Genomic DNA, 17,688 nt, shown 5'->3' with positions numbered 1-17,688 from the left:
GTTATAATTATCTTTTAATCAAATTATTATTAATAATAATTTAACATTAAATAAGTTTTATAAAAACACCAATCTGTTAACTTTAAGATATATTACAAAAACCATAAAACCATTTTAAAAACAATGAAAAAATTCACAAAACAGGCGCTTGCAATTGTAACAATTGCAGCATTCGCAGTCACTGGCTGTAAAAAAGGAACTGATGGAAATTTTGACCGTTCAACCGGGGCTGGCGGCCCGTTTACGGGAGCCGATTCTGTAATTGTTGGGAACATCACTGCAAACAGAACATTGAGCCCAGGAAAAGTTTACAAATTAAAAGGAGTAGTTTATGTGACTGGCGGAGCTAAACTAACCATTAAACCAGGTACTGTAATTACCACCGGAGAAACTGTAAATTACAAAGTTGATCCTCAGTCTGCTGTAGTAAATGCTATTGCAGGGGTTCTGGTAATAACTAAAGGATCTACAATTGATGCAGTAGGTACTTCAGCAAAACCAATTGTATTTACTTCACCAAAAGCTGCCGGATCACGTGTTGCCGGTGATTTCGGAGGGGTAATTATATTAGGAAATTCTACGACAAACAGAACTACTGCTCCTCAGATCGAAGGTTTGCCAAAGTATGATGAGAATGGTGTCTCATTAGGTGTTGATATCACTTACGGAGGTACTGTTGCTGCAGATAACTCAGGCAGATTCAAGTATGTTCGTATTGAGTATGCTGGTTATAAACTGGCACCAGACAACGAAATTAACGGATTAACTATGGGTGGTGTAGGATCAGGTACTTCTATTGATCACGTACAGGTATCTTTTGGTGCTGATGATGCTTTTGAATTTTTCGGAGGTACTGTAAGTCCAAGTTATCTGTTAGCGCTTGGTAATGATGACGATGATTTTGATACTGATTTCGGTTATTCAGGAACTATCAAATATGCAATTGGTTTAAAAGACCCGGCTTCTACGCATAGTACAAGTGGTAGTGTTTCTGACTCGAATGGAATTGAATCAGATAATGATGGTACAGGTTCGACAGTTTTCCCTAGAACAAAACCAGTTTATTCTAACTTCACTTTATTAGGTTATGGTGCTAAGAGTGATGGATTACGTGCTGGTAACCGCTGGAGAAGAAATTCTGATTTATCTATCACAAATTCAATCATAGCTGGTTATAATACTGGTGCAGAATTCCAGACTGGTACTGAAGTTAATGCAACTGCTGGTGGCTTCACTGGTAACATTGTACATTCTTACACTACAGTATTCAGCCCTGCAACTGCCGTTTCATTAACAGGAAGCACAAATTCTATCCTGGTATCTGACAATGCTGAAGCATTTATCGGTTTAGGTGCCACTAGTACAGGTGCGCTTTTAAGTCCTTTCTATACTACTGCTGTTTCTTCAACTTATACACTTGATAATTTATTCCCACGTGACGCATCGAGCACTAAAGGTGCGGTAACTGACGCAAATTATTCAAACTGGGCTTCAGGATGGTTGAATTTCAAGCCTCAAACTTCTCAGGACTAATTTGGAGCTGATTATATTAAATCAATTTATTATTTAAAAAGAGCAGCGCCCCGCTATTCAAAGGGGGCTGCTCTTTCATTATTCCTAACCAATGAGGATAATCCTTTACTTGATTTCAATTAGTTTAGCACTGCTTAATATCTGTTCCTGTTCAAAAGGAGATCCGGTATCAGATCCCGGGTTTGGTAATTTATCAATTGCCAATTTCGCTTCAGGGGAGACTCGTATTATACAGGGAACTGATCATGAATTTACTGCCAATGGTAAAAATTTCAGCTTACTCTCGGGTAAAAACAGGTTTAGATTTTACAACGCAGATTTACTGTTACTGGACACACTGCTTTCGGTAGATGCTTTTGAAGCCCATGCTTATTTTATGTTCAGGCCAGCTATCAGTTCACCTTTGAAAATAGTTGACTCCAGACTGAATGATTTTGATAAAGAGCTGAAACCAGATTCGGGTTCCGTGAAAATCAGTCTGGCAAATTTTTCAAAATCCTTACCAGATAAAGTAAATATTTATGTTTTAACAAGTACTTATATTCCATATGCCCTTCAACCGGTTCAGGTGGGAGCATGGCAAAACGTTTCCCGTTCTTTTTCCGGATTTCAAAAAATCAAAACGGGCAGGGACCAAAGTTCAAGACCGGTCAAAGAGTTTACACTGGTTGTCAAAGATCCGGATGACAGGGCTGTATTATCCACGGCAACATTTACGCTGCCATTAATTCCTGAGCCTGGAAAACAGGCCAGCAGTGTCTATCTCATCTATATTAATGGAGATGGACAGGTAATTCCATTGATGAGCAAATAAGGCTTACGGGAAAATTTATATACCGAAAAAACAATACTTACTGATGAAAAGACTTTTACTATTTATATTGACTTTGTTTTCGATACAAGTATCAGGACAGGTCCCCAAGCTGGAAATGCTTATTTTTCCTAAATATATTGAGGGAAGTACGGGGTCCCGTGGTGAACTCAGAGCTGGTATTCCTTATGTATACAGGGCCAGAATAACCGGGCTGAAAGCAGGTAAAACTTACCGGTATGAGAATAAGATTGTCAATGATGTGCTTGGGACAACAACCTCTCCAAAATACATGTTTATTCTTCCCCCTGTGAATGTGAAACCAGGAACCCCGGGCTATAGTTCAGGTGACTTTTTTATGCCTCCGATTACTACTGATGATACCAATGGTTCTTCAGAATTAGGCAAACTCAGCTCGGATTATGGAGTGCTGACTGCTGATGCAAGTGGAACTTATGCTGGTTGGTTTATACAGGAAACTGTTAAAGGAACTATAGGTGAAGTTTTTCTGAGAGTATCTCTCAATGATCCTGAAGGAGCAGATCCCGCAGCAATTGCTTATATGGTTCACTCACCAGAAGACCAGCCGCTAAAAGTACTTGGGGTTGCTGCAAAGGATAATGAGGAAGATGACCCGAAATTTGCAACGGCTATACGAAGTACACCAGCAGCTGGCGGAATAGCGAAGAACTTTGTGTTTTTATATGATAATGAAGCGGGGACCGGAAGACCGGTTGCAGGGACTTTTATTGAAAATGACGGGGTTTCCAGCGCCGCAGCGAGCGGAGTATCGGGATTGGCGGCATTTTATTTCAATCATGTGAATGGAGTTAACGGCACATGGGGAACTATGTTGGTGAATACGGATGCAAATGGTATCCGGCGTATTGAACAGCGTAGTTTAACAGACGGATCAATCACAGGATATAATATTTCTTCAGATGGTGTATGGCCAGATGGGGCCAATTCTGGTCAGACTGTTTCAACTGTTCAGACCAGGCTTGGTGGTAATGCGGCCGGAACTGTTTCAATTGTACTTGATGGTAGCAAGGTTACACTGGCAATGCCGAAATCGCCTCAGCAGGTTACTTTTACAAACACTTTTCCAGCTACATTTAAAGTAGGAGACCCCGATTTCACACTTACGGCCAGTAGTACTGCCGGATTAAGTGCCTTTCAATATACAGTTGCCCCAGCCGGAATTCTGGAATTGAATGGAAGCAAGGTGAAAATAATAGGTGGAGGGACTGCTGTAATTACAGTTACAGAACCTGGAAATATAGTTACAGATGCGGGAACCGCAACTAAAAGTATAACGGTAACAGCCACTGCACAAACTATTGCTGGTCTCCCGGCAACATTTACAAAAGTTTATGGAGATGCAAATATCGTTCTGACTGCTACAGGCGGTGCTAGTGGTAATCCTGTTATTTATACTTCAGATAATCCGGCAATTGCATCGGTTGAAAATGGTAACCAGGTAATGCTCCGGAAATCTGGAACAGTGGTCATAAGGGCTAATCAGGCCGGAGGCGCAAATTATGCTCCGGCTACCGAGGTAACCAGTACACTGACTATTGCGAAAGCTGTACTGGATGTCATTGCAGCGGATAAGATTAAAACACAAGGCAGTTTGAATCCGGCTGCAACGTTCACTTATGGTGTGTTTAAAAATTCGGATGATGCCACAGTAATCACTGGTGCTCCTGTGTTAACCATACAGGCTGATGCAGCATCTCCGGCAGGTATATATGATATTAATGTAGATGTATCAGGTTTAGGTTCGGATCAGTATAGCTTTAATCCGGTCAAAGGGAAACTTACCGTAGAGTCTAAAAAAGAACAGGTGATTACTTTTTCAGGCTTCCCTGTCTCAGCAGTCTATGGAAGCCAGCCTCTGGCCTTTCAGGTGACCAGTAATTCGACAAATGAAATCATTTTCAATAGCAGTAACCCTAATGTAGCCCTTGTAGAAAAAAATGCAGCGGGTGAATGGGTAGTTAAAGTAATAGGTGCAGGCGAAGCAGATATAACGGCTTCACAAACAGAAGACGGGGTTTTTGGACCTGGTCTCCTTAGTCAGCATATTAGTGTTTCGAAAATAGCTTTAAGTGTAATTGCTGACAATAAATCTAAACTGACGGGACAGGCCGATCCTGTTTTTACTGCCCGCTTTGAAGGTTTTGTTAATCAGGACGATGTCAGTAAGTTATCAGGTGCACTTGTATTTACCAAACAGGCTGATGGAAATGATTTCCTGATTGTTCCTTCAGGTTTGAGTTCAACCGATTATACAATCACTTTTGTGAATGGAAGGTTGACGGAAGGAAATATTGCTTTTGCATCAATGAATAAGACCTATGGGGACGCTGCCTTCGATCCGGCAGCAATGAGTTTAGGGAAAGAACCGATATATTCAGTTGCAAATCCTGCAGTAGCTATAGTGAACGCTACAGGCTTACTGGAAATCAAAGGAACCGGTACAACAGTAGTCACTGCTACTTTTGGTCCGGGGATTATTGGAACGGCAATACTGAAAGTGGATCAGAAACCAGTTACAATTACTGCGAATCCGCAGACCAGAGGGTATAATCAGACAAATCCTTTACTGACGGTAAGTTATGCCGGGCTGGCTTATGGTGAAACTGAAAATGTTTTAAGTGTTAAACCTCAGGTTTCAACCACTGCAAGCATAAACACGAATGCGGGCATCTATCCCATCAGTGTGACCGGAGCTGTGGCTTCAAATTATAGATTCAGTTATCAGCAAGGGGTACTGACAGTTACAAAAACGCCACTTACGGTCAAAGTCATTGATGTGGCCAAGTCGTATGGTCAGGAAATTCCAGAACTTATATTATCATATACTGGGCTTGCCTCACAGGATAATGCAATTGATTTAAATCTGAAGACAGTGGTTTCCACTACAGTAACCAGGTCCTCAGGGGTGGGGATCTATCCGGTTAATGTTTCAGGTTTAACAGTAACTTCAAATTATATAGTCAGTTATTTACCTGGCACTTTTAATGTGACACCTGCAGCTTTAACTATTAAAGCTGACAATGCTGAAAGAGGAGTGGGGCAACCTGATCCTGTATTTACTATTACTTATACTGGTTTTGTCAACGGTGATCAATCTTCTGTTTTAATTGACAAACCTGTTGTAGTGACGACAGCAACGGCCGGTTCAGGAAAAGGGATTTATCCGATTAATGTGAGTGCGGCAACTGCGTCTAATTATACCATTAGTTATATAGCCGGACAGTTGTCCATTAAAAGTGTACCATCAGTCGTTTATCCTGATTTGCCGGTAGTGAGTTATGGAGATGCCAGTTTTAATCCTGCTGTTACTGCTGATTCGGGATTACAGCCAACTTATGCTTCAGATAATCTGACAGTTGCTGTAATTGAGAACGGAAGAGTGAAAATTGTAGGATCGGGGACTGTAAATATTACAGCGTCTTTTGCAGCTACAACCGGTTTTACTGCTGTTGTGGTTAGTAAATCCCTGATTGTTAATAAAAGGATGCTGATTGTACGGGCGGATAATAAAACGAGATTGTACGGACAATCAAACCCTGTCTTAACCGCAACTTATGATGGTTTTGTAAATGGAGAAACTTTGGTTACTGCTATAGCTGCACCAGCTTTGCTGACTACGACAGCGAACCCATTATCTCCTGCGGGGACCTATAGTATTTCGGGCAATTCTGCTTCTGCTCAAAATTATACGTTTAGTTATGAAACCGGAATTTTAGCTGTTGATAAAGCTGTATTAACAGTAACTGCCGATCATAAAACAAGAATATTTGGTGCTGATAACCCAGTTTTAACTTTTAAATACAGTGGTTTTGTAAATGCTGAGGGGCAAAATGTGATACAGAACCCTCCTCTGGCTTCTACGCTTGCGGTACAAAATTCGCCAGCTGGTGTATATCCGATTATCCTATCCGGTGCTTCGGCCGGTAATTATAGTTTTAACTATATCAGCGGAAATTTAACCATTACCTCTACAACCAGAACGATAACGTTTGATCCGATCGCTTCAAAATTTGTTGGCGATACTGATTTTGTACCTAATGTAACACTGACAAGTGGAGAAACGCCGGTATTGAGTAGTGCCGACCCGGCTGTAGCTATTATTAAGGATAATAAAATACATCTGACGGGTGTCGGAAATGTATTCATAACGGCTACTGCTCCGGCTAATCCAAATTATGCAACAACACCAAGTGCTACTCGTCTGCTCCTGGTTAGCAAAGTTGCACAGACGATTACTTTTGAAAGTATACCGGTTCTTCAGCTCAACGGTGTTTATAGTTTGAAAGCAGTTTCAAGTGCTGGTCTGCCGGTTACGTTTAAGGTGGCAAATCCTGATCTTGTTTCCCTGACCGGGAACGATCTTAAAGGATTAAGAATTGGTAAAACACAAATCACTGCTGTTCAGTTAGGTAATGATCGTTATGCAGCCGCAGAGTTTTCCGTACAGGATGTTCAGATAGCAGATGCAATAGGGGATGGGTTGAGGGTTCATCCGGCTTTGTCAATTAATGGAGACGGAGTAAACGAATTTCTTTCGATAGACGGTATTAAAGATTTTCCGCTGAATAAAGTGACTATCATTAATCGTAATGGTCTTAAAGTATTCGATGTGGAAGGATACGATAATGATCAGCATGTTTTTGTGGGGAAATCAAAATCCGGGGAAGCTTTACCACAAGGAACTTATTTCTGCCTGATAGAATATCAGACAGACAGCAAGGTGAAAAGCAAAACGGGTTATTTTATCCTTAAATACTAATTCTAAACAGGCCGGGACCAGATTCCGGCCTCATCAAAATATAAAATATAGCTATGAAATTCTTTTTAATTATTGCAATGATCCTGATGGTGCATATCAGTCAGGCCCAGCAGTCCGGTTCATTTAATCAATACCATGATAACCAGATTCCTTTTAATACAGCTTATTCTTTATTAGATAAAGCCGGATCAGTAAATCTGAACAGCAGAAAACAATGGGCGGGAATAGAAGGTGCTCCATATACTTTTCAGTTAAATGGAAGTCTGCCATTGGAGAAGATAAATGGTGCGGCAGGATTATCATTGACTTATGATAAATTCAATATTGAAAAACTGACGGAGGTTTCTGCGTTTTTTGCTAAATCAGTACAGCTTTCTGAGGGTAATTTTCTCGCAGCTTCTGTCAGTGCGGGTTTCAGAAATTATATAGCAAGTTATTCGGAAGTTGACCCGCATGATATCAGTTTTCGCAATGATATCCGGGAAACGGTTGGGACAGCAGGGTTGGGTGTTATGTTGTATAGCCCGGAAAAGTATTACATTGGCGCTTCATTACCACGATTAAGTTTTCGCAGTCTTGGTACAGCATCTGCTGAAGAAAAGAGAAATTATAGTAATACCTATTATTTTAGCGGGGCCTATCTTTTTACATTGAATGAGGAGGTGAAGCTAAAGCCAGCGACTATGGTTGCTTATGCAAGGACTTTTGATACTCAGGCTGATGTGTCAGCCACAGTTTACCTGAAAGACAGGTTTGGATTTGGGGTAAATTACAGGACCACGGACGAGATTGCAGGCATATTATCCGTTATCCTGAATAATAATATCAAATTTGGATACAGTTATCAGACAGGGTTTGGTAGTTCTAATCTTGGAAGGATCAGTAAAGGAACTCACGAGGTTGCTGTAGGGTTACGTTTTGGCAAAAAGGCCGCGCAACCTAAATTACTTTAAGCCTTTAGCTTAAGGACGGCTGATTCTTTTTATATTTAAGGGCTTGATCTACCAGGCCCTTAAATATCTTTAATAACAGAATGAAGCAGCATCAATATCTTACAACAATTGAATGGACGGGTAATACTGGTCATGGAACGACCAGTTATAAAGGGTATAGCCGGGATCATATGATCTCAGTTGAGCATAAACAGATCCATATTCCTGCATCTTCAGATCCATCATTTTTAGGCGATCCGACAAGGTATAATCCGGAAGAATTGTTCTTGTCTTCTTTATCTTCCTGTCATATGCTCTGGTATCTTCATCTATGTACAGTGAATGGAGTAATTGTTACTGGTTATACTGATCAGGCAGAAGGTACAATGGAAGAGGACGAAAGTGGAAGCGGAAGGTTTACAGCAGTCGTTTTGAATCCTTTGGTAACTGTACTCAGGGAAGAAATGATTGCAAAGGCAAACGAACTTCATACGCAAGCCAATCAAATGTGTTTTATTGCTAATTCCTGCAATTTTCCTGTTAGTCACCGGCCCCTGGCAAAATCTGTGTAATGGCCGGCATTTGCAGGGGATGATTAAGTTCTGCAACAAGATTATTACTTATCTGATTAAGCGATAAAAAATAACAAATTGTGTGAAAAATACACTTAAACAAAGAAAATGTATTTTTCAGGTTATTCTTTTTAGATTTTTGGTTAAGTAATTGAAAATAAAACAACTAGTGGAGATCGTATTTTATTATATTTGCCGCATTAGATAATAATTCCGAGTCATTTAAATGAGACCATTCATTCATCATGAAACAAAAAACGGCAGAAAAAACGGAGAGTACACTTGTTAAAGAACCTGAGGTTGTCAAAACCATAGTTGACATTCTTTCTAAAGATGTGGAAGCTATAAAGGAGCTTTTAAACCGAAAGAAATTAACAGAAAAAGGCTAACCATTTTGTTAATGGCAGTAATTTCTGCCCATCGAAAAGGCGAAGGAGCTCTATTTAAGAGCCTGAACTGATCAGCTGATTTTTTAACAGGCTCTTATTGTTTTAATTTATACTTGTTCTGTTTCCCGTTCAAAGGCCTGATAATTTCAATGTTGTTGCTTCCCGGCCCTTTTCTCAATATTTCAGTTATACGGGTTGGTGAGATTTCCAGCTCATATTCATTTTTGTATTTTTCAGCGATCTGTTTACTTGTCCGTGCTTCATTGAGAAAACCAGTTTTCAATAAATCGTTCATGTGCCTGACATGGTTAGGCATTTTATCTTTTAAACAGGCAGGATCAATGTTTTTAGAGGCGATATACCGTCTGATGTTTTCCCTTAAAACATTTTTGGGAGGAATAGGGAAATCAGGATCAGACAACTGATAATGTTTTACCCCAAATGTATTACTCAGCGTTTCCTGTGCAAGTATTCCTATATTAATATCTCCTTTTTCTATGGAGGCAATATAGGATTGATACAACTGTGCAAAGGTAGCTAATGCTTCCTGCGAAATATTTGCTTCTTTTCTAAAGGTCCTAACCCGTTTACCGTATTCTTTTAATGCGCTTTTATCGTTCTCTGCCACGTCTGCAAGTTGTACATTATTAATTATCTTTAGATACACATTGTGTTATTTTTATGTAAAAAAATGTTTAATTATAAATGTTTATTTTTTATAAAGCATAATATATACACTAAATATTAATTACACCAGCGATTCAGTTGTAATTTCCTGATTGTAAGTGGTTACAGTTATATATGTGAAATTCAATTTAGCATGGGAGATTGGCCGTTCTTCTGTTACTGTATAATAAGAGCCCGTTTAAATCTTTTATTATACACATCAATAAACATGCGAAAATCAATTGTTCATTCCAACCGACTGATTAAAGAACCGCCGGATTAGAAACGGGGATATCAGCAGACCTGAAACAGACAGGTTAATACTCGAAGGTCTGCTGGCTTCCATATTTTTTAATCAAGTACATAGGCAGTCTGATGTTTGATTTCTGTCATTACAAATGAACTCTGCACATGTGCAATATTTTCTATGGTAGCGAGTTTGTTGGAAAGAAAATTCTGATAACTGTTCATATCGTTAACGACTACTTTGAGCAGATAGTCGAAATTACCGGCGACGTGAAAACATTCCATCACTTCGGGAACTTTAGTAATCGCCTTCTCAAATACAGTAATTAATGGTTTGGAATGCAGTTGCAGCGAAACATTAATAAAAGCAACGATCGTCTTGCCAATCTTATCCCGGTCCAGTAAAGCCACATAATCTTTGACAACCCCCGTCTGTTCTATTTTTTTTAGCCGTTCATAAGTTGGGGTAACTGTTAACCCGATTTTACCGGCAATTTGTTTGGTATTTAAACGTGCATCTTCCTGTAAAACCTTTAAAATCTTCCTGTCAATTGCATCAAATGGTTCCATGATAGTTTTTTTATACTGTATGAATTAATTATAAGCCTATCAAAAGGTTTATAAAAACTGTAAATATCAGTATAATAGTGTTTGTTTTCTAATTTATGCCAAATAATAGTTTCATAAATTTAAGATTACTTATTTTACATATCATTTAAACTAATTGTATTTGTAAGATGGAACAGTATATCCTCTCCCCGGAAAACGCAGGGAGACTGAAGGAATTAATGGAAAGATTAACTGCCGACTCGGAACTGATGCTTGGGTACCCGGTATCAAAGGATTTTGATTACGCTAAACTGGCGGATTTTCTGAATTTTCCCATCAACAATCTTGGAGATCCTTTTGTCCCTTCTACCTATAACATAGGTACACGTGAAATGGAAAGGGAAGTGCTGCAGTTTTTTGCTGAACTTTTCAGGGCACCGGTAAATAACTGGTGGGGTTATGTGACCAACGGTGGTTCTGAAGGTAATTTATATGGGTTATATCTGGCCAGAGAAATTCATCCGAAAGGGATGGTGTACTTTTCGCAGGCTACACACTACAGTGTGCAGAAAAACCTTCATCTGCTGAATATGCCTAATATCGTTATCCGTACACAGCCGAGCGGTGAAATAGATTATGAAGATCTGAGGGATACTATCAAAATGAACAGGCATATGCCGGTCATTATTTTTGCCAACATAGGTACGACGATGACCGAAGCACGGGATGATGTCAGTAAAATCAAAGGTATTTTACAGGATCTGGCCATCCAGCATTATTATATTCATGCAGATGGTGCCCTTTCGGGAAGTTACAGTGCTTTTATAGAACCGCGTCCGGCATTTGATTTTGCTGACGGAGCGGATAGTATTGCAATTAGTGGTCATAAGTTTATCGGTTCGCCGATTCCTTGTGGGGTAGTAGTGGTTAAAAAGAACAACAGGGACCGGATTGCACGCTCTGTTTCTTATACAGGAAGTATGGATACCACCATAACGGGTTCAAGAAATGGTCATACGCCATTATTTTTGTGGTACATGATCAAATGCCTGGGACTCGATGGGTTTAAAAAAAGAGCCTTACATAGTCTGGAAGTAGCAGCTTATGCAGAAATGAGATTAAAGGAGATTGGGGTCAATGCCTGGAGGAACCCGGATTCTATTACTGTAAACCTGCCTGAACCGGCGATGAATGTCCGGATCAAATGGCAACTGGCCATGGAAAATGGCTGGTGTCACATTATATGTATGCCTAATGTAACCAAAGATCAGATTGACAGACTGGTTGAAGAAATAGCGGAAACTAATGTAGCATTATCTGCTTCTTTATTTTAAAGAGGATATCATTCAAATCAAATGGTTTACTGATAAAATCATTCGGATTACACTGTTTAAAGATAGCTTCTTCTCTGGCATGCGCAGACATCACAATAATCGGTATATCTTTCGTTTGTTGTGATGTCCTTATTTCTTTACATAAGTCGAGGCCATTGCCATCGGGTAACATAACATCCAGTAAATATAAATCGGGGATAGTGTCTGCTTTGGCTGCGTGGAAGGAAGAAATATCAGGAAAAAGTCTGACCTTATACCCTTCGTCTTCCAGAATGATTTCTATGATCTGTCTGATATCCTGATCATCTTCGACAACATAAATTTGCTTTATCATTTCTCAATAGGTTTCTAATAGATATAAGCTGGTTTTTATCTTCATGAAGGTTACCAGATAAAAATATATCTCCTATGAGAACTATGGGCAAACCCTGTACCAAATTCAGGGGTTTGGATAATAAAAGACAAATTTATCTTCATTTAAATGTTATATTTTGGTAAAGCCCAATCGGATAAAGCTTAGGAAGGGGGCTGAACTTCCCGGTAAAACCCCCTTATAACTAACCGGCATCCACCAGCGTTTGAATAAATTATCTTTTCAAATATAAAACTGTCCACCGGCCTGAAAAATGATTGTGATCACATATTGGTGCGATTAGATTGCTTTTCTGTAAATTGCGGCACGATGAAACTAACCACCATATTAAGCGCCGTTATGCTCTTCATGGCCACAGGTCTGACGAACGTTAATGCCCAAATCCCACGCGAACTATCAGAATACCCTTTACATATACATTATGTCCGTTCGGCTAAACCACTATTGGTTTTCTTAACAGGGGATGGTGGCTGGAATAAGTTTTCTGAAGGAACTGTTAAAGAACTGGTGAAAAGCGGATATGCTGTCGTTGCATTGGATACCCGTAAATACTTCTGGAACCAGAGGACTCCCGAACATTTTGCCAGGGATATGCAGCTTATTTTAACTTCCTATCTGAAAGCATGGGGTAAAGAGTCTTTTTCTATGATTGGTTATTCTTTTGGGGCGGATGTTGCCGCATTTGTACCATCCCGTTTACCAGGAAATCTGGCTGAAAAACTGAACTCGCTGGTCCTGCTTTCCCCTGGATTTTCAACGGGCTATGTTGTGAAATTGAAGAACATGCTGAATTTTGGTTCTACTGATAAGGAGAAATATAAAGTCATGCCGGAGTTGTCAAAGTCTGTAGTTCCAGTCTGGTGTATCTTTGGTAAAGATGAGGAAAGTGATTTTTATAAAGCTTTGAAAGCTACTGATAAACTACACAAGGTTGTCATTCCGGGTTCTCACCGTTTTGACGATGATATTCCTCATGTGTCGAGAACCATTATCAAAGGCTTGTAAAAAGAAACGGGGATAAGCCCTCCGACTCATCCCCGCTATCTAAATTAACGCTCTCATATACAAAGACGCTTATAATTAAGCTTTATTGTGTGGAGGTGTAATTTTTTTTATTCTTTGGTATTTGATAAGTTTGAATTATTAATCTGTCCTTATTTTAAATGTTATGAAATTATATACCAGGATCCTTTTTTTATTTTTAGCAGGTCTGTTCAGTCATACGGTTGTTCTTGCGCAATCCGGAAGTGTCCGGAATCCAGAAGATAAGATGAATATACTTCAGATCAACAGGAAGAAAATCGATTCTCTGGATAAGAAATTGATGGAACTGATTGGCGAAAGGGAAAGAGCTGTCAGGGAAATTGGTGTTTATAAGGCAAAAAATAATATTGCCCCATTACAGGCGGACCGTTTTAAGCAGGTTTTGGAGAAGAGTATTGAATCGGGTAAAAAAGAAGGATTGTCGGCTGTTTTTGTGACAGAGATGATGAATGCGATTCATAAGGAAAGCCTGAGAATGGAGGAAGAAATTAAAGCGTCCAACTAAATTCTTAGCTAAATGATGTCACCACTTTTGAATTATTTGATCGTGACAGTGTAATTTTTATGCGTTTTTGGGCAAGAAAACGCCGATCCCGATCTTTAAAATTATATAATTCAAATTATTGCTTAGTTTTGGGGAACTATTATATCCTTCCGTTCTATGGCAAACAACGTAAATATCACCTCCAGCGGCATCCAAAAGGTTTTACGGAATTACAACGAAAAGCAGGCTCTTGCTGAATATATATGGAATGGTTTTGATGCCAATGCTGATACCGTGGAGATCAATTATACTGCAAATGAGCTGGGCTTCATGGACAGGCTGGAGATCTACGATAATGGCTATGGGATAAACTTTAAAAATCTTAAGGTCAAATTCGATCCTTTTTATGAGTCGGAAAAGGCACTGCAATTAGCCGCAAACAGGAACAGATCTGTCATGCACGGAAAAAATGGCGTGGGACGGTTAACCTTTTTCAAATTTGCCAATGATGCCGAATGGCAAACTACCTTTTTGCATAATAATCAGCTGAAAAGCGGAAGAATCAGGATTGGGGTATCGGCACTGAATAACTATCAGGCCGGTTTACTGGATATTCCACTAAGTGATAAAACTGGTACAAGGGTCCTTTTTTCCAATATCAAGATTCTGGAAGAGAGTATGGAACAGGAAATCATCCCTTTTCTGAAGGCAGAGTTTTGCTGGTTCCTCGAGTTGAATAAGAAAAGAAATTATACAATTATAGTAAATGGTATCCCGCTTGATTATACCGATAATATCCAGTATTACGAAGAAGACATTCTGTTAAAAGATGAGCGTACACAGGTTGTATTTAAACTCAAATTTGTACAATGGAAGGAATCTTTGCATAAAGAACTCTCAAAGGTTTATTATGTAAATGAGAGAGGAGAGGAGAAATACAAGGAATATACTACACTGAATAAAAAAGCTGATGAATATTTTCACAGTGTCTATATAGAAAGTGAGTTTTTTACTGACTTTGATTTTAGTGGTTCTGAATTCGATACTCAGGTAAAGTTATATAACCGTTCAAAATCTTCACCTGAATACAAATTACTGAGTAAAAAGGTGAATGAGCTGCTCAGGGTAAAAAGAAAGTTTTTCCTGAAGGAATATTCCGGAAAATTGCTGGAGCGTTATGAGAAAGAAGGGATATTTGCTTTAGCACATCAGGCCCCTGAACGCCGAAAAAACTTGCTGGACACACTAAAAGCTTTATATGAGATCCAGCCTAAGCTGTTCAGTAATCTAAGTATAGATCAGAAAAAGACTTATGTAGCTTTGCTGGATGCGCTACTTTTATCTGATCAGCGGGGGCAGTTACTGGCCCTTTTTGAAAGTATCATAGATCTTGAAGAAGAAGAAAGAGAAGAACTGACCGAATTATTAAACCTTAAGATCAGTGTTTAAGATAGTGTCTGCTTTCTTTCTGACTCAAAATACTGATTTTAAAGTCTACTGTGGATAAAGGGTGATCATTTTTGTCTGTAGGGACATTGTTAATTTCATCTGCGACCTCCATCCCTTCTATAATTTCCCCGAATATAGTATAATCCTGATCCAGACGTGGGGTACCACCCACTGTTTTATAAATCTCACGCTGTGCAGCAGTAAATTTAATTCCCTTTTTTGCCTCGAGTGCATCCAGCGAGGCATCGGTTTGCAGGGTTCCGGCTACGAGATAAACCTGATCCAGATAAGAGCTCTTTTCGGGGTTATCATTCCTTCCGGCACCTAAAGCTCCTTTTTTATGAAAAAGTTCTGGTTTGATCTCGGCAGCGAGCCGCTCTACGGGTATTTCGGGATGAAGTTTTTCTCTGTCCAGAATCGTATCATCGAGTTCGCCTCCCTGGCTGACAAAATTTTTAATGACCCTGTTGAACTGAGTATCTTTAAAGAGACCTTTCCTAACCAGTCTGATCAAATTATCCCGGTGTGCAGGGGTCTGATCATAAAGCATAATGGTGATATTGCCTTTGGTCGTAGTCAGCCGTACAAAATAAGTTTGTGCTTTTGCTGCACCAAACAGCAGGCAGAAACAGGTAGTCAGGGTTAATAGTCTCATGTAAGCTGAATTGCACGTTTAACGTATAAGTGTATCACCAGGATGATCATGCCGATCATAATAGATACATCGGCCAGATTAAAGATACCGGTTTTTAAGATATAAAAATCTATATGGAGAAAATCTGTAACTGATCCGTAAAGCAAGCGGTCGTACAGGTTTCCAAATCCGCCACCGATTACAAAACAAACGCCCAGGACCATTAGGTTATTCAACTGGTTATTTCTCAGTAAATAGTAAATCCCATAAAAAAGTGCGAGCAGGGGCAGTAAAGATAATACGATAAACTTTACAGAGTCGCCGAGTGAATCTCCTGTGCTGAGGAAAGCCCCTGAATTTTCAACTTTGGTTAATATCAGATGATTGCCAATCACATTGATCGTTTCGTGGTAAGCGATATTTTGACGGGCTACATTTTTAGTCAGCTGATCACAACCTGCATTTGCCAGCACGAGTAATATAATAGCTATGTTTCTTAAAATTGGATTCATCTGTTTATATCTATCGCTTTTCATCTGAAAGGTGATTTCGGCCATAAACATAACCGCTTTAGTTTATAATCTCAAATTTAAAGGTCTTTTAATTCCTGGTATTGCATTTTGTGATACTGTAACAATAAATATGGGTTATCATCTAATTTTAAAATTTTGCAGATGTGGTTTAAAAAGAAGGAAAATCAGGATGGGACTCCTGTACAGAAAAAATCTAAAAGGCGTGAATGGACAGACGCGGTTATTTTTGCTGTTATTGCAGCTACAATCATCCGGATGTTTTTTATTGAGGCTTATGTAATCCCATCGGGTTCAATGGAGAAATCGTTACTGATCGGAGATTATCTTTTTGTCAGTAAAGTCAATTACGGGGCCCGTATCCCGATGACACCGGTAGCTTTCCCTTTTGCACATCATACGATGCCCATAATCGGTACAAAAGCTTATTGGGATGGGATTGAATGGAAATACAGGAGGCTACCTGGTTTAGGGAGAATTCAAAGGAATGATGTAGTTGTTTTTAATTATCCGCAGGGAGATACGACTGCTATGGAAAATCAGGATGCTGATTATTATGAGCTGGTGCGGCATTCGGGCAGGGCGGCAGTACATGCACAATATACGATAGCTTCCCGTCCGGTAGATAAACGGGAGAATTTTATTAAACGTTGTATCGCTATAAGTGGAGATGAAATGGCGATCAGGCAGGGGCTGGTTTATGTAAACAATAAGGCTGTACCTCTTGAAAATGCGGGGCAGACTGATTATATCGTTAGATTCAAAACTCAGGATGTGAATTTTTCGGTATTTGAGGAACTTGGTTTTGTGATCAATGATGATATTCACGCCGTTTCTGACAGTAGTTACCAGTTTACTGGCTCTCCTGAGATGATGAAAAAGGTAAAAGCACTGGATTTTGTCGTATCAGTCAATGAAATGGCTGCTCCGAAAGATCTTCAGGACCTTGATATTTATCCGCATGATCCAAACAGAAAATGGAATATGGATAATATGGGGTCGTTTATTGTCCCTAAAAAGGGGCTGACCGTCAAGTTGGATAGCGTTTCTATGCCTCTTTATGAGCGTGCTATCCGTATATATGAAGGAAATACCCTTTTGAAAAATGGAAATGGCTGGCTGATTAATGGAAAACCTGCTGATAGTTATACTTTTAAAATGAACTATTACTGGATGATGGGAGATAACCGTCACCGGTCGTCAGACTCGCGCTATTGGGGACTGGTTCCTGAAGATCATATAGTGGGTAAAGCTTTGTTTGTATGGATGAGCTATGATAAGAACGCTTCTTTTTTCCATAAAATTCGCTGGAACAGAATTCTTAAGATTATCCGTTAGGAT

At 39.5% G+C, this 17,688-nt stretch carries 16 protein-coding genes; 11 read left to right on the top strand and 5 right to left on the bottom strand.

Annotated features, from left to right (window positions below):
- The first annotated feature begins 123 nt into the window (after window positions 1-123).
- The 6 genes from HDF25_RS23235 to HDF25_RS23210 all read left to right on the top strand — a co-directional run bounded on the left by HDF25_RS23235 (window position 124) and on the right by HDF25_RS23210 (window position 9,038).
- Window positions 124-1,533, top strand: a complete 1,410-nt coding sequence (locus HDF25_RS23235) for a hypothetical protein (RefSeq protein WP_184628797.1) — start codon at window positions 124-126, stop codon at window positions 1,531-1,533.
- A gap of 91 nt (window positions 1,534-1,624) precedes the next feature.
- Window positions 1,625-2,347 (top strand): hypothetical protein, encoded by a 723-nt coding sequence (locus HDF25_RS23230; protein WP_184628796.1) that lies wholly within the window; start codon window positions 1,625-1,627, stop codon window positions 2,345-2,347.
- Window positions 2,348-2,390: 43 nt separating this feature from the next.
- Entirely contained in the window at window positions 2,391-7,145 is a 4,755-nt protein-coding gene (locus HDF25_RS23225) for an MBG domain-containing protein (protein WP_184628795.1), read from the top strand.
- Between the two features lie 53 nt (window positions 7,146-7,198).
- On the top strand, window positions 7,199-8,098 hold the full coding sequence (locus HDF25_RS23220; RefSeq protein WP_184628794.1) for a PorP/SprF family type IX secretion system membrane protein: 900 nt from the start codon (window positions 7,199-7,201) through the stop codon (window positions 8,096-8,098).
- Between the two features lie 80 nt (window positions 8,099-8,178).
- A complete protein-coding gene (locus HDF25_RS23215) occupies window positions 8,179-8,649 on the top strand; it encodes an OsmC family protein (RefSeq protein ID WP_184628793.1) in 471 nt (156 codons plus the stop codon).
- Window positions 8,650-8,894: 245 nt separating this feature from the next.
- Complete coding sequence (locus tag HDF25_RS23210; RefSeq protein ID WP_184628792.1) at window positions 8,895-9,038, top strand: hypothetical protein; 144 nt, start codon at window positions 8,895-8,897, stop codon at window positions 9,036-9,038.
- Between the two features lie 94 nt (window positions 9,039-9,132).
- Here HDF25_RS23210 and HDF25_RS23205 read toward each other — a convergent pair whose 3' ends face one another.
- Together HDF25_RS23205 and HDF25_RS23200 are read right to left on the bottom strand one after the other, a co-directional pair.
- Window positions 9,133-9,705, bottom strand: coding sequence for a multiprotein-bridging factor 1 family protein (locus HDF25_RS23205; protein WP_184628791.1), 573 nt, complete (start codon window positions 9,703-9,705; stop codon window positions 9,133-9,135).
- A 350-nt stretch (window positions 9,706-10,055) separates the two neighbouring features.
- Complete coding sequence (locus HDF25_RS23200; protein WP_184628790.1) at window positions 10,056-10,520, bottom strand: Lrp/AsnC family transcriptional regulator; 465 nt, start codon at window positions 10,518-10,520, stop codon at window positions 10,056-10,058.
- A 167-nt stretch (window positions 10,521-10,687) separates the two neighbouring features.
- On the opposite strand from HDF25_RS23200, the gene HDF25_RS23195 reads away from it, so the two are divergent.
- Window positions 10,688-11,833, top strand: a complete 1,146-nt coding sequence (locus HDF25_RS23195; RefSeq protein ID WP_184628789.1) for a histidine decarboxylase — start codon at window positions 10,688-10,690, stop codon at window positions 11,831-11,833.
- Here the strand turns inward: HDF25_RS23195 and HDF25_RS23190 are convergent.
- On the bottom strand, window positions 11,802-12,167 hold the full coding sequence (locus HDF25_RS23190) for a response regulator transcription factor (protein ID WP_184628788.1): 366 nt from the start codon (window positions 12,165-12,167) through the stop codon (window positions 11,802-11,804). The genes HDF25_RS23195 and HDF25_RS23190 overlap by 32 nt on opposite strands.
- Window positions 12,168-12,515: 348 nt before the next feature.
- Between HDF25_RS23190 and HDF25_RS23185 the strand changes: the two genes are divergently transcribed.
- From HDF25_RS23185 to HDF25_RS23175, 3 genes are all read left to right on the top strand, one after another.
- The gene (locus tag HDF25_RS23185) at window positions 12,516-13,211 is read left to right on the top strand and encodes an alpha/beta fold hydrolase (protein ID WP_184628787.1); all 696 of its coding nucleotides are present in this window, start codon (window positions 12,516-12,518) and stop codon (window positions 13,209-13,211) included.
- Window positions 13,212-13,374: 163 nt separating this feature from the next.
- The gene (locus HDF25_RS23180) at window positions 13,375-13,755 is read left to right on the top strand and encodes a chorismate mutase (RefSeq protein WP_184628786.1); all 381 of its coding nucleotides are present in this window, start codon (window positions 13,375-13,377) and stop codon (window positions 13,753-13,755) included.
- A 156-nt stretch (window positions 13,756-13,911) separates the two neighbouring features.
- On the top strand, window positions 13,912-15,183 hold the full coding sequence (locus tag HDF25_RS23175; RefSeq protein WP_184628785.1) for an ATP-binding protein: 1,272 nt from the start codon (window positions 13,912-13,914) through the stop codon (window positions 15,181-15,183).
- On the opposite strand, the gene HDF25_RS23170 is transcribed toward HDF25_RS23175, so the two are convergent.
- Both HDF25_RS23170 and lspA read right to left on the bottom strand, forming a co-directional pair.
- A complete protein-coding gene (locus HDF25_RS23170) occupies window positions 15,173-15,838 on the bottom strand; it encodes a peptidylprolyl isomerase (protein ID WP_184628784.1) in 666 nt (221 codons plus the stop codon). The genes HDF25_RS23175 and HDF25_RS23170 overlap by 11 nt on opposite strands.
- Complete coding sequence (lspA, locus tag HDF25_RS23165) at window positions 15,835-16,329, bottom strand: signal peptidase II (RefSeq protein ID WP_184628783.1); 495 nt, start codon at window positions 16,327-16,329, stop codon at window positions 15,835-15,837. The genes HDF25_RS23170 and lspA overlap by 4 nt, the downstream gene beginning before the upstream one ends.
- Before the next feature lie 162 nt (window positions 16,330-16,491).
- Here lspA and lepB point away from each other — a divergent pair, with 162 nt between their 5' ends.
- Entirely contained in the window at window positions 16,492-17,685 is a 1,194-nt protein-coding gene (lepB, locus tag HDF25_RS23160) for a signal peptidase I (protein WP_184628782.1), read from the top strand.
- Window positions 17,686-17,688: the final 3 nt, after the last annotated feature.

The organism is Pedobacter cryoconitis (assembly GCF_014207135.1).
In the GTDB taxonomy this organism is placed as follows: domain Bacteria; phylum Bacteroidota; class Bacteroidia; order Sphingobacteriales; family Sphingobacteriaceae; genus Pedobacter; species Pedobacter cryoconitis_D.
Note: the sequence above shows the minus strand (reverse complement) of the source record. Positions and strands in the feature narration are given on the sequence as shown.

Coding starts and splice junctions, on each gene's coding strand:
- HDF25_RS23175 (WP_184628785.1), top strand. CDS start 13,912: ATGGCAAACAACGTAAATATCACCTCCAGCGGCATCCAAAAGGTTTTA.
- HDF25_RS23195 (WP_184628789.1), top strand. CDS start 10,688: ATGGAACAGTATATCCTCTCCCCGGAAAACGCAGGGAGACTGAAGGAA.
- HDF25_RS23220 (WP_184628794.1), top strand. CDS start 7,199: ATGAAATTCTTTTTAATTATTGCAATGATCCTGATGGTGCATATCAGT.
- HDF25_RS23210 (WP_184628792.1), top strand. CDS start 8,895: ATGAAACAAAAAACGGCAGAAAAAACGGAGAGTACACTTGTTAAAGAA.
- HDF25_RS23215 (WP_184628793.1), top strand. CDS start 8,179: ATGAAGCAGCATCAATATCTTACAACAATTGAATGGACGGGTAATACT.
- HDF25_RS23170 (WP_184628784.1), bottom strand. CDS start 15,838: ATGAGACTATTAACCCTGACTACCTGTTTCTGCCTGCTGTTTGGTGCA.
- HDF25_RS23185 (WP_184628787.1), top strand. CDS start 12,516: ATGAAACTAACCACCATATTAAGCGCCGTTATGCTCTTCATGGCCACA.
- HDF25_RS23180 (WP_184628786.1), top strand. CDS start 13,375: ATGAAATTATATACCAGGATCCTTTTTTTATTTTTAGCAGGTCTGTTC.
- lspA (WP_184628783.1), bottom strand. CDS start 16,329: ATGAATCCAATTTTAAGAAACATAGCTATTATATTACTCGTGCTGGCA.
- lepB (WP_184628782.1), top strand. CDS start 16,492: ATGTGGTTTAAAAAGAAGGAAAATCAGGATGGGACTCCTGTACAGAAA.
- HDF25_RS23190 (WP_184628788.1), bottom strand. CDS start 12,167: ATGATAAAGCAAATTTATGTTGTCGAAGATGATCAGGATATCAGACAG.
- HDF25_RS23225 (WP_184628795.1), top strand. CDS start 2,391: ATGAAAAGACTTTTACTATTTATATTGACTTTGTTTTCGATACAAGTA.
- HDF25_RS23235 (WP_184628797.1), top strand. CDS start 124: ATGAAAAAATTCACAAAACAGGCGCTTGCAATTGTAACAATTGCAGCA.
- HDF25_RS23200 (WP_184628790.1), bottom strand. CDS start 10,520: ATGGAACCATTTGATGCAATTGACAGGAAGATTTTAAAGGTTTTACAG.
- HDF25_RS23230 (WP_184628796.1), top strand. CDS start 1,625: ATGAGGATAATCCTTTACTTGATTTCAATTAGTTTAGCACTGCTTAAT.